Origin of the sequence: Comamonas sp. C11 (genome assembly GCF_024496285.1) — a bacterium.
Taxonomy (GTDB): domain Bacteria; phylum Pseudomonadota; class Gammaproteobacteria; order Burkholderiales; family Burkholderiaceae_C; genus Comamonas; species Comamonas testosteroni_F.
The window spans coordinates 4,147,307-4,159,228 of record NZ_CP101743.1; the positions used below are offsets into that span (position 1 = coordinate 4,147,307).

The 11,922-nt window shown below is 65.2% G+C and carries 11 protein-coding genes; 7 read left to right on the forward strand and 4 right to left on the reverse strand.

What is annotated here, in order from left to right; translation table 11 throughout:
* Nucleotides 1–83: 83 nt before the first annotated feature.
* Nucleotides 84–1,358, forward strand: a complete 1,275-nt coding sequence (locus NOX35_RS18985; protein WP_256494345.1) for an NAD(P)/FAD-dependent oxidoreductase — start codon at nucleotides 84–86, stop codon at nucleotides 1,356–1,358.
* An 88-nt stretch (nucleotides 1,359–1,446) separates the two neighbouring features.
* On the opposite strand, the gene NOX35_RS18990 is transcribed toward NOX35_RS18985, so the two are convergent.
* The gene (locus NOX35_RS18990; RefSeq protein ID WP_232537995.1) at nucleotides 1,447–2,496 is read right to left on the reverse strand and encodes a BMP family protein; all 1,050 of its coding nucleotides are present in this window, start codon (nucleotides 2,494–2,496) and stop codon (nucleotides 1,447–1,449) included.
* Between the two features lie 453 nt (nucleotides 2,497–2,949).
* Between NOX35_RS18990 and rpsU the strand changes: the two genes are divergently transcribed.
* Complete coding sequence (gene rpsU, locus NOX35_RS18995) at nucleotides 2,950–3,162, forward strand: 30S ribosomal protein S21 (protein WP_003052999.1); 213 nt, start codon at nucleotides 2,950–2,952, stop codon at nucleotides 3,160–3,162.
* A gap of 182 nt (nucleotides 3,163–3,344) precedes the next feature.
* Complete coding sequence (locus NOX35_RS19000) at nucleotides 3,345–3,791, forward strand: GatB/YqeY domain-containing protein (RefSeq protein ID WP_003079000.1); 447 nt, start codon at nucleotides 3,345–3,347, stop codon at nucleotides 3,789–3,791.
* Between the two features lie 107 nt (nucleotides 3,792–3,898).
* Here the strand turns inward: NOX35_RS19000 and NOX35_RS19005 are convergent, their stop codons facing one another.
* Nucleotides 3,899–4,834 (reverse strand): LysR substrate-binding domain-containing protein, encoded by a 936-nt coding sequence (locus tag NOX35_RS19005; RefSeq protein WP_182283681.1) that lies wholly within the window; start codon nucleotides 4,832–4,834, stop codon nucleotides 3,899–3,901.
* 129 nt (nucleotides 4,835–4,963) lie between these two features.
* Between NOX35_RS19005 and NOX35_RS19010 the strand changes: the two genes are divergently transcribed.
* On the forward strand, nucleotides 4,964–6,052 hold the full coding sequence (locus NOX35_RS19010) for a tartrate dehydrogenase (protein ID WP_256494353.1): 1,089 nt from the start codon (nucleotides 4,964–4,966) through the stop codon (nucleotides 6,050–6,052).
* A gap of 100 nt (nucleotides 6,053–6,152) precedes the next feature.
* Here NOX35_RS19010 and NOX35_RS19015 read toward each other — a convergent pair whose 3' ends face one another.
* Entirely contained in the window at nucleotides 6,153–6,614 is a 462-nt protein-coding gene (locus NOX35_RS19015) for a DUF1801 domain-containing protein (RefSeq protein ID WP_371878495.1), read from the reverse strand.
* 139 nt (nucleotides 6,615–6,753) lie between these two features.
* Nucleotides 6,754–7,689 carry a LysR substrate-binding domain-containing protein gene (locus tag NOX35_RS19020; protein WP_256494354.1) on the reverse strand — a complete coding sequence of 312 codons (936 nt, stop codon included), beginning with the start codon at nucleotides 7,687–7,689 and terminating at the stop codon, nucleotides 6,754–6,756.
* A 111-nt stretch (nucleotides 7,690–7,800) separates the two neighbouring features.
* Here NOX35_RS19020 and NOX35_RS19025 point away from each other — a divergent pair, with 111 nt between their 5' ends.
* The 3 genes from NOX35_RS19025 to NOX35_RS19035 all read left to right on the forward strand — a co-directional run bounded on the left by NOX35_RS19025 (nucleotide 7,801) and on the right by NOX35_RS19035 (nucleotide 11,905).
* Nucleotides 7,801–8,784, forward strand: a complete 984-nt coding sequence (locus NOX35_RS19025) for a tripartite tricarboxylate transporter substrate binding protein (RefSeq protein WP_256494357.1) — start codon at nucleotides 7,801–7,803, stop codon at nucleotides 8,782–8,784.
* 47 nt (nucleotides 8,785–8,831) lie between these two features.
* Complete coding sequence (locus tag NOX35_RS19030) at nucleotides 8,832–10,361, forward strand: UxaA family hydrolase (RefSeq protein WP_256496947.1); 1,530 nt, start codon at nucleotides 8,832–8,834, stop codon at nucleotides 10,359–10,361.
* A gap of 62 nt (nucleotides 10,362–10,423) precedes the next feature.
* On the forward strand, nucleotides 10,424–11,905 hold the full coding sequence (locus NOX35_RS19035) for an NAD-dependent succinate-semialdehyde dehydrogenase (protein ID WP_256494358.1): 1,482 nt from the start codon (nucleotides 10,424–10,426) through the stop codon (nucleotides 11,903–11,905).
* The last annotated feature ends 17 nt before the right edge of the window (nucleotides 11,906–11,922 follow it).

The following is an 11,922-nucleotide window of genomic DNA, read 5'->3' on the forward strand; positions in this document are numbered from 1 at the left end:
TTTGTCAGCCCCTAGAGCACCAGTGACCAGCCATCTGGGACAATGACCGGCTTTGTTGTTCGTGCCTCAGCGCCCTGCCCGCCGTGTCCTCCACCCCACAGGTCCCCTTCCAGATTTTTGACGCCATCATCATCGGCGCCGGTGCCGCAGGCCTGTTCTGCGCGGCCCAGGCCGGCCAGCAGGGCCTGAAGGTGCTGCTGATCGATCATGCGCCCAAGGTGGCCGAGAAGATTCGCATCTCGGGCGGCGGACGCTGCAACTTCACCAATCGCGATCTGGACGTGCGCGCGCCACACAAGCATTTCGTGGGGCAGAACCCTCAGTTCTGCCGCTCGGCCCTCTCGCGCTTCACACCCGCAGATTTCATCACGCTGATGGACAGGCATGGCATTGCCCACCACGAAAAGCACAAGGGCCAGTTGTTTGCCGACCATTCGGCCGAGGACATCATCGCCATGCTGCTGGCCGAGTGCACGGCGGGCGGCGTGCAGCGCTGGCAGCCTTGCCAGGTCAGGAAAGTAGTGTTTTCGCCGTCAAACGCAGATGCAGAAATCGATTGCAGCTATCAGATTGAAACCGATCGCGGCATGGTGCAAGCTGCCAATCTGGTCATTGCCACCGGCGGCCTGAGCATTCCCAAGATAGGCGCCACCGACTTCGGCTATCGGCTGGCCCAGCAGTTCGATCTGCCGCTGATCGAGCGCACGCCCGGCCTGGTGCCCATGACCTTCGACGGCGAAGGCTGGCAGCCCTACGCGGGCCTGGCCGGTCTGGCCCTGCCTGTGGAAATCAGCACCGGCAGCAAAAAGGAGCGCATGAGCTTCCATGAGGATTTGCTGTTCACCCATCGCGGCCTCTCCGGTCCTGCGGTGCTGCAAATCTCCAGCTACTGGAAGCCCGGCACCCCGCTGCAGATCAATCTGCTGCCTGGCGTGGATCTGGCCGAGGTGTTGGCCCAGGCCAAGCTCCACTCGCGCAAGCTGGTCGCCAACGAGCTGGCCGCCCACCTGCCCGCGCGCCTGGCCGATGCCTGGGTCGGCCGCATGCCCGAGCTGCAGCGCCCCATCAACGAGGCCGGCGACAAGGCCCTGGCCAGACTGGCCGAACAGCTGTCGCGCTGGGAAATCACCCCCACGGGTACCGAAGGCTACAAAAAAGCCGAGGTCACGCTGGGCGGCGTGGACACCAAGGTGCTGTCACAGCAAACCATGGAGTGCAAGAGCCAGCCTGGCCTGTACTTTATCGGCGAGGTGGTGGACATCACCGGCTGGCTGGGCGGCTACAACTTCCAGTGGGCCTGGGCCAGTGCCGCCGCCTGCGCCCAGGCCATGGCGGAAAAGCAGTCAGTCATGGCTTGAGCGACTGAAGCCGCAGCGCCTGCTGCCATGAAAAAGGATGGTTGAGCCATCCTTTTTTTGCTGCCTGCGCCTGCGGCGCATCATCCGGTCAGGCAGAAAACTCCTTGCCTTCATAGTGTTCGGGAACCTTGAGCTGCCCCGAGGCGATGGCAGCCGACGCCTTGGCCACGCGCTCGCGCACAGCGGCTGACACGCCCTGGCCCATGCTCAGGCGTACGGCGGCCGGGTCGCTCAGGCCGATCTTGCGAATCCCCGGGCCCGGCGCACCGCGCTCCTGCATGTCCTTGACGGCCAAGAACGCGCCAATGCCCACATCGGCCCAGGCGGAAGCGACAAACACCTGCGGATCCACCGTGGTCCAGTCGATCACATTGCCGATCTGGCGTGTGCCCGCCTCGCGGCAGGCCTGGGTCACGCCATCGCGACCGGAGTTGAGCATGGTGAAGATCACATCAGCACCGGCAGCCATCTGGGCCTTGGCAATGCGGTGCGACAAGGCGTTGTCGTCCTGATCGCCCGAGAAGTTCGTCAGCAGCTTGACCCTGGGGTCGGTATCGCGCACGCCGGCCGCATAGGCGGCACGGCCCTTGAGTCCCGGCGGCACGCGAATGCCCGACATATGACCGACCACACCGGTTTTGGTGGTCAGCGCCGCCAGCACTCCGGCCAGATAGGCCGACTCCTCCTGCAACACGTCATAGCTGCAGAGATTGCCTCCCTGCACCGCGCCCTGGGTCACAACGAACTGGGTCCTTGGAAAGCGCGCCGCAACTTCGGCTGCGGCCTGATTGTTCTGCCCGCCATGGGCAATCACCAGCTGCGCGCCCTGCTCCGCGAGCTGCGCGAGAGCCGGCACCAGCAACTCCTTCCTGGGCGCCATGCCGTCCAGAAAATAGGTCTGCACACCCAGTTCCTGACGCGCCTTTTCCAGGCCGCGCCAGCCGGCCTCCATAAAGCCCTTGTCGCTGCGCGAGCCCGCAAACAGACCGCCCACCACCAGGGTACCGCCGGATGCGGCAGGCCCGGAAACTCCGGCCCTGCCGGCACAGGCCGTCAATGCCAGCAAGCCCGGCACGGCGACGGCCGAAGCCATCCACTGGCGACGCGAAATCAATGAGGAATGAGAAGCACTGGACAAGATGGAAGCTCCTTGAACACGGAAAGACAGCGACGCGCACAGGCACGAAGCCCATTTATTCCTTGACCTTGGTCACGAAATAAAGCTTCCAAACTGTATGCAATTTTCGTGTACACGATACTCCCAAGAAACCCCAGAGCCCAGCCCGGCCTTGCTCCGCGCAATGCACGCGCCTGGAGTGCGCCGGCAGGCGCAAATGCACAAAACGGAGCCTGGACCTGGCCTTGGGCAGCGCGCCCCTGCAGCCGCAAAACCGCGCAGACCTGTCCGACGCCGGATTGCTTCGCGCGCCAATCAAGACGCCGCTCAAGTCTTGGTCTATAATGCTCGACTTTGCTGGCATTACCCCGTCGGCCATACTAGTTAAAAAGTGGCGGGGAAACCGCTGTTCACGGCTCTCAGGCCCGATCTTCCCGAGAACCCTCTGTCAGCACAGATATATCTGGAAATTAAATGACTACCATCCGCGTCAAAGAAAACGAGCCCTATGAAGTTGCCCTGCGCCGCTTCAAGCGCACCATCGAAAAGCTGGGTCTGCTGACCGATCTGCGTGCTCGCGAGTTCTACGAAAAGCCCACAGCCGAGCGCAAGCGCAAGAAGGCTGCTGCCGTGAAGCGTCACTACAAGCGCGTTCGCAGCATGCAACTGCCCAAGAAGCTGTACTAATCGTTGATTAGGACCAGTCGGCCTTAAAACAGCCGCAAACCCGCGCTCGGGACGCCAGGCGCGGGTTTTTTGTTTTCTGGCCACTGCCAAGCCTGCCTGGCTGCGCAGTGACCTCCCTGCGAATGGATAGTCAACGCCGTTCACACTGCGCACCACCATTCGCCAACCCCAAGGAGAAAGCCATGAGCCTGAAAGCCCAGATTACCGAAGACATGAAGACCGCCATGCGTGCCAAGGACAGCGCGCGCCTGGGCACCATCCGCCTGCTGCAGGCCGCGATGAAGCAAAAGGAAGTGGACGAGCGCATCGAGCTCGACGACGCTGCCGTCATCGCCATCGTCGACAAGCTGATCAAGCAGCGCAAGGACTCCATCGCCGCCTTCGAAGCCGCCAATCGCAGCGATCTGGCCGATGTGGAAAAGGCCGAAATGGAAGTGCTCAAGGTCTATCTGCCCGAACGCATGGGCGAAGCCGAGATCACCGCAGCCGTGCAGGCCATCGTGGCCGAACTGGGCGCCTCCGGCCCCGGCGACATGGGCAAGGTGATGGGCGCCGTCAAGACCCAGCTGGCCGGCAAGGCCGATATGGGCCTGGTGTCCGCTGCCGTGAAGGCCGCGCTGACAAAGTAATTAGCCACCGGCCTGAGCCATCACGCGGCATCAGGCTCAAAAACAGAAGCTGCTTGCGCTTGCTTTACATATCTTTCAGATTCAAAAGACTCTGAAATTCATGTATATCAATCGATAGCAGCTTCTTTTTTAATAGTATTCCTGAATCCCGTTGGCGCCTGTTTGCTGAAGAACTCCTGCAGGAACTCGACGCAGACCCGCACCTTGGCCGAGCGCTCCAGCCGCGTCGGATAGACAGCCCAGATATTCGCCTGCTGCCGCCACTCGGGCAGCAACTGCAACAGGCTGCCGGAGTGCAGATCGGCCGCCACATCCCAGAGCGAGCGCAGCACGATGCCATGGCCATCTCGCGCCCATTGCACGGCCATCTCGCCATGATTGGTGGACAGCGGCCCGGTCACTTTCACGCTGCGCTCCTGACTGCCAGAGCGCAGTTTCCAGACACCGAAGGGATGGTCGCGCTCCTTGATGACCAGACAGTCATGGGCGGCCAGTTCGTCGAGCGTGCGCGGACTGCCACGCCGCTGCACATAGGCCGGGGCCGCGCACAGCACGCGGTGGTTGTCGGCCAGATGCCGCGCAATCAGGTGCGGTGCGATCTCGTCGCCCACACGCACATCGAGATCGAAGCCCTCGGCCGCGACATCGACGATGCGGTCGAACACTTCCAGGCGCAGCTGCAGCGCCGGATATTGCCCAATCAGCTGCGACAGCGCGGGTGCCACCACATTGCGGCCAAAGCCGAAGCTGGTGGACACCCGCAGCAGGCCGCGCGGCTGGCGGCGCGTCACATCCACCTCCTGCAGCAGATGCTCGACCTCGTCCAGAATGCGCTGCGCCCAGTGGTAGACGCGCTCGCCCTGCTCGGTGACGGCGACCCGCCGTGTGGTGCGATGCAGCAGCTTCACGCCCAGCTCCTGCTCCAGCAGGCGGATGCGCTTGCTGACAAAGGCCGGCGAAGCATTGTGCGCGGCCGCAGCCTCGGCAAAGCTGGCTTTGCGCACCACGGTGGTGAAGACACGCAGGTCTTCGGGCGAAGGCATTTTCTGCACGATCTGTAAACAATCAGGCCACGATCAGTCAATTGTATTCAGTTATGCAAGGTGCAAAAATACCGCCAGGCACAGGCCGAGCCGCTGCCTCGCCACCCAACACATTCACGAGAGAGCACCATGTCCACTCCCAAAAAGATCGCAGTCATTGCCGGCGACGGTATCGGCAAGGAAGTCATGCCCGAAGGCCTGCGCGCGCTGGAAGCCGCAGCCAGGCGCTTCGACCTGCCGCTGGAGTTCCACCATTTCGACTGGGCCCACTGCGACTACTATGCCGAACACGGCCAGATGATGCCCGACGACTGGAAGGCCCAGCTCTCGGACATGGATGCCATCTTCTTCGGCGCCGTGGGCTGGCCCGCCACCGTGCCCGACCATGTCTCGCTGTGGGGGTCCCTCCTCAAGTTCCGCCGCGAATTCGACCAGTACATCAATCTGCGCCCGGTGCGCCTGTTCGAAGGCGTGCCCTGCCCCCTGGCCGGCCGCAAGCCCGGTGACATCGACTACTACGTGGTGCGCGAGAACACCGAAGGCGAGTACACCGCCCTGGGCGGCATCATGTTTGAAGGCACGGACCGCGAGATCTGCATCCAGGAATCGGTCTATAGCAAGCATGGCGCCGATCGCCTGCTCAAGTACGCCTTCGATCTGGCCCAGAGCCGCGCCAAGAAGCACGTGACGCTGGCCACCAAGAGCAACGGCATCGCCATCAGCATGCCCTGGTGGGACAAGCGCGCCGACGATGTGGCCAAGGACTACCCCGAAGTCACGCTGGACAAGCAGCACATCGACATCCTGACCGCCCGCTTCGTGCTGCAGCCCGGCCGCTTCGACGTGGTGGCCGCCACCAATCTGTTTGGCGACATCCTGTCCGACCTGGGTCCTGCCACCACAGGCACCATCGGCCTGGCACCGTCGGCCAACCTCAACCCCGACCGCAACTTCCCCTCGCTGTTCGAGCCCGTGCACGGCTCGGCGCCCGACATCTACGGCAAGAACATCGCCAACCCCATCGCCATGGTCTGGTCGGGCGCGCTGATGCTGGACTTCCTGGGCCACAGCGAAGGTGCCTGGCGCCAGGCCCATGACACCATCGTGGCCGCCATCGAGCACACGATCAAGGCCGGTCCGCTGACGCCCGATCTGGGCGGCAAGGCCAACACCACCGAGGTGGGCGAAGCCATCGCCGCGGCCATCGCCAAGGCCTGATTCAAGATGAGAGGCACCCCGCGCAGGCTGAACCTGCACCGGGGTGCTTTTGTACACCTGCACGCCTGAACGCCCAGGGCCGACGGCGGCGGCGCAGGCCTCAGGCCGGAGGTTTGGCTTTGGCTTGCGAAGCGGATTTTCTGGCCGACCGTGCCTGGGCATTGCGCTGTGCAGCGGCCTGCACCAGCGCCTGGAACGCTGCGGCGTCGAGCACTTCGCCGACATGCAGGTCTATGGCCCGGCGCGTAGCGCCTTCAAGACTGGCATTGAACAGACCTGCCGGATCGGCCAGGGCCGCGCCATGCGCGAAGGTCAGCTTGACCACGGCCTTGTAGGTCTCGCCCGTGCACAGAATACCGTCCTGCGACCATACGGGCGTGCCGCGCCATTTCAGCTCCTCCGTCACGGCGGGCAAAGCCTCGCGGATCAGCCCGCGCACGCGGGCCAGCATGGCGCCGCGCCAGTCGCCCAGGCCGGCAATCCTGGCGTCGATCAGAGCCGAAGCCTCAGGGCCGCTGACAGGCTCGGCCGGAGGTGCAGGCATGGGCGGCAAGGCAGTCATAGATGGGTCTCCATGGTGTTACCTGGTACCGTGTCCGGCACAAGGCTCAAGACATGGGACAAGGATTGCAGCACGGTAGCACGCCAGAGCAGAGCGGCCCCAGAGGGCCAGCCCGCCCTATATCAGGCTCATACCGGGCTCAGCCCAACTCCTGCGCCACCTCGCGCAGGCATTCGAGCAGCAAGCCCGTGGTCGGCGTCAGCGGCTGGCCGCGCAAGGTGATCAGCCCCACGGGCGGCAGATCTATGGGCACGACCAGATCCAGCATGGCCAATGTACCCAGGGCGGCATGGCAGCGGGCCACGCCACGCGCCATGAAGGCCACGGCGCCGCGCTGGTGCACAAAGGTCAGCTGCGAGAGAAAGGACGCGGTCTCCACGATGTCGGCCGGCGGATGCAGGCCGTGGGCATAGAACTGCTGCTCCAGCTTCACGCGCAGAGAGGCCCAGGGGGGCGGCAGCACGCAGGGCTGGTCCGCCAGGGCCTGCCAGCCGGCCGCGCCCGGCGCCAGCAGCGCATGGCCGGGCCGCACCACGGCCACCATGGGATCGTCGTACAGCGCCTCGGTTTCCAGGTCGGGCGCAGCATAGCCGGGCTCCAGCCGTCCCACGAACAGATCCAGCTCGCCCAGGCGCAGCTTGGGCAGCAAGCGCGTCAGATCCCCTTCCTCCACCATCACCGTAGTCTGGTCCGAACGCGCTTTTAACCGCTCCACAGCGCGCGCCAGCAGCACCGGCGTGGCCACCACCATGGCGCCCACGCTGGTGCGCCCGCGGGCACCGCTGGCCTCGGCCGCCATCTCGTCACGCGTGCGTTCGAAACCGGCCAGCACCGAGCGCGCAAACCGCACCATGCTGACACCGGCTGCCGTGGGCTCGGTGCCGCGCGTGGAGCGCTCGAACAGCACCATGCCCAGCATGCGCTCTACCTCGGCCAGGGTCTTGGAGACGGCGGGCTGGGTCACGGCCAGAAACTCGGCCGCACGGCCCAGGTGACGAAACTGGTCCAGCGCCACCAGCAGCTGCAGATGGCGCAGCTTGAGGTTGGAGCGCAGCACACGATCGATCTTGCTCATGGGGCTTCATTACTTATTAGTTATGAAGAGAGTCTATCTTTTCATTGGATTGTCATGGAGCAGTTTTGAACAATCGGGGCTGGCAGTTCAAATAACGACAGGAGACAAGCGATGATCCCCCCACGCAGCAGCCGACGCAGCTTTGTGCTTGGCGCCCTCGGCGCAGCCACACTCGGCAGCTCCGCCCGCCTGCTGGCCCAGACCTGGCCCGAGCGCCCCATCACCTTCATCTGCCCCTGGCCGGCCGGCGGCACGGCCGACCAGTCCATGCGCGCGCTGTGCACCGTGGCCGGCCGCATCCTGGGCCAGGCGATTGCGGTGGAAAACCGCGCCGGAGCCTCCGGCATGATCGGCTCCAAGGCCCTGGCCTCGGCCAAGCCCGACGGCTACACCATCGGCCAGATCCCGATCTCGGTCACGCGCTTTTCCCAGCTGGGCACGCTGCAGGTCGATCCGCGCAAGGACTACACCTATATCGCGCGCACCTCGGGCCAGACCTTCGGTATCGCCGTACCGGCCAACTCGCGCTTCAAGACCCTGCAGGACTTCGTCGCCGCCGCCAAGGCCAAGCCCGGCAGCATCACCTACGCCCACGCCGGCGTGGGCGGCGCCACCCATGTGGGCATGGAAGAGTTTGCGGCCGCAGCCGGCATCCAGCTCAGCCATGTTCCCTACAAGGGCGGCGCCGAGGCGCTGCAGGGCGTGCTGGGCGGCCATGTGGATGCACTGGCCGACTCCAGCTCCTGGGCCCCGCATGTCGAAGCCGGCAAGCTGCGCCTGCTGGCCACCTGGGGCGAGCAGCGCACGCCGCGCTTCAAGGACGTGCCCACGCTCAAGGACCTGGGCTACAACGTGGTCGTCGATGCGCCCAACGGCATCGGCGCGCCCAAGGGCCTGCCGCCCGCCGTCGAAGCCAAGCTGCGCGATGCCTTCCGCCAGGCCGTGGCCAGCCCCGAGTTCAAGTCCGTGGCCGACAGGCTGGACGCACCCTTGCTCTACCTGGACGGCCCCGACTACGCCAAGTATGTGAACACGGTCTACCAAAAGGAAACCGTGCTCATCGACAAACTCAAACTGCGCGACCTGATGCGCTGACGCGCCGCGTCCCCACCGCCTCAAGCCCGCCATCCCCGGACTCCATGATGCTCTCCTCCTCTTCTTCCCTGCTGCACCTGCACCCCAACGACAACGTGCTGGTGGCCAAGACCGCCCTGGCCCTGGGCCAGGACATTCCCGAGCTGGGAGTGCGAACGCGCGCCCAGGTGCCGGCCGGCCACAAGATCGCGGCGCGCCGCATCGCAGAAGGCGAGCAGGTCAAGAAGTACGACACGGTGATCGGCGTCGCCACACGCGACCTGGAGCCTGGCGACTATGTGCACAGCCACAACCTCAAGCTGGTGGACTACTACCGCGACCCGTCGTTCGGTGCCGACGTGCGCCCCGTGGACTACGTGCCCGAGGAACAGCGCGCCACTTTCCAGGGGTTTGTGCGAGCGGGCGGCGGCGTGGGCACGCGCAACTTCATCGGCATCCTGTCCACGGTCAACTGCTCGGCCACCGTGATCAAGCGCATCGCCGCCCACTTCACGCCCGAGCGGCTGGCAGCCTTTCCCAATGTGGATGGCGTGGCCGCCTTTGCCCAGAGCAGCGGCTGCGGCATGTCCTCGCCCAGCGAACACTTCGACGTGCTGCGCCGTACCCTGGCCGGCTATGCGCGCCACCCCAACCTGGCGGGCGTACTCATCGTGGGTCTGGGCTGCGAGCGCAACCAGGTCGATGCATTGGTGGATTCGCAAGGCCTCAAGGAAGGTCAGTTGCTGCGCACCCTGGTGATGCAGGAGGTGGGTGGCACGCGCGCCACCATCGAAGCAGGTATTGCCGCCATCGAAGAAATGCTGCCCATCGCCAACCAGGCGCAGCGCAGCACCGTCAGCGCCGCCCACCTCAAGATCGGCCTGGAATGCGGCGGCTCGGATGGCTTTTCGGGCATCACGGCCAACCCCGGCCTGGGCGCGGCCATGGACATCCTGGTGCGCCACGGCGGTACGGCCATTCTGTCCGAGACGCCCGAGATCCACGGCGTGGAGTTCATGCTCACACGCCGCGCCATCAGCCCCGAAGTCGGCCAGAAGCTGCTGGACCGCCTGGCCTGGTGGGAGCGCTATGCCGCCGGCCAGAACGCCCAGTTCAACGGTGTGGTCGGCCATGGCAACCAGGCCGGCGGACTGGCCAACATCTTTGAAAAATCCCTGGGCAGCGCCATGAAGGGCGGCACCACACCGCTGCGCGCTGTCTATGAATACGCCGAGCCCATCACCGAACACGGCTTCGTCTTCATGGACTCGCCGGGCTACGACCCGGTGGCCTCCACGGGCCAGATCGCCAGCGGCGCCCAACTGATCTGCTTCACCACGGGTCGCGGCTCCATGTTCGGCAGCAAGCCCGCTCCCACCATCAAGCTGGCCAGCAACACGCCCATGTACCAGCGCCTGCAGGAAGACATGGACATCAACTGCGGCGTGGTCGTCGACGGAGAGCTGACGGTGGCCGAGCTGGGCCAGCAGATCTTCGAGCAGATCCTGCGCCATGCCAGCGGCGAACAGACCAAGAGCGAAGTCCTGGGACTGGGCGACCATGAATTCGTACCCTGGCACCTGGGCATCGTGAGCTGAAGGGAACGCCTCTTCCCGAGCTTTCCGCCCATATCCGATCTTCACTTTCTGCGATTTCCACCATGAACGCCACGCCACTCAGACTGCGACGCACCGAACTGCAGCGCAGCGCCAACTTCATCGCCGGCGCCTGGGCGCCCGCTGCCAGCGGCGCCAGCTTTGCCGTGACCGACCCGGCCACGGGCTGCACCATCACCGACGTGCCCGATTCAGCTGCGCCCGATGCGCGCGCCGCCGTGGACGCCGCCCAGGCGGCCCTGCCAGCCTGGCGCAAGCTGCCGGCCAAGCAACGTGCTGCCATCATCAAGCGCTGGAACGACCTGGTGCTGGCCCATCAGGACGATCTGGGCACGCTGATCTCGCTGGAGCAGGGCAAGCCCCTGGCCGAAGGCAAAGGCGAAGTGGCCTATGCCGCCAGCTACATCGAATGGTTCGGCGAGGCCGCCACGCGCATGAACGGAGAAGTCATTCCCGCGCCCGTGCCGGGCCGGCGCATGTTCGCCCTGCGCGAGCCCGTGGGCGTGGTCGCCGCCATCACGCCCTGGAACTTCCCGGCCGCCATGATCGCGCGCAAGATCGCGCCCGCCCTGGCTGCGGGCTGCACCGTGGTCTGCAAGCCGGCCGAGGACACACCGCTGACATCGCTGGCCCTGGTGCTGCTGGCGCACGAAGCCGGCGTGCCGGCCGGCGTGCTCAACATCGTCACGGCCTCGCGCGAGCACACGCCCGAGGTGGTGGACCAGTGGCTTCAGGATTCCCGCGTGCGCAAGATCACCTTTACCGGCTCCACCCCCGTGGGCAAGCACCTGGCACGCCGCAGCGCCGACACGCTCAAAAAGCTCTCGCTGGAGCTGGGCGGCAATGCGCCCTTCATCATCTTCGAGGATGCCGATGTGGCGGCTGCCGTGGACGGCTTCATGGCAGCCAAGTTCCGCAACGGCGGCCAGACCTGCGTCTGCCCGAATCGCGTCTTTGTGCACCGCTCGGTGTACGAGACCTTTGCCCAGCAGCTCAGCGCCCGTGTGGCAGCCCTGCACGTGGGCCCGGCCAGCGACCCGGCCTCGCAGATCGGCCCCATGATCAATGAACGCGCGGTCGAGAAGATCGCCCGCCATGTGGAGGACGCGGTGGCCAAGGGCGCCAAGGTGCTCACGGGCGGCAAGCGCATGACGGATCTGGGCCCCACCTACTACGCCCCCACCGTGCTCTCGGGTGCCACTGCCTCCATGGCCTGCGCCTGCGAAGAAACCTTCGGGCCCGTGGCTCCGCTGACCGTGTTTGACGACGAGGCCGAGGTCATCGCCGCCGCCAACGACACGCCGTTCGGTCTGGCCGCCTATTTCTACAGCCAGGACATACGCCGCATCTGGCGTGTCGCCGATGCCCTGGAATCGGGCATCGTGGGCGTCAACGAAGGCGCGCTGGCCGCCGAGGCCGCCCCCTTTGGCGGGGTCAAGGAGTCGGGCTACGGCCGCGAAGGCTCCACTCACGGGCTCGACGATTACCTGCATATCAAATACGTCTGCCAGGGACAACTGGATTGACGCAACACGGTCGCTAG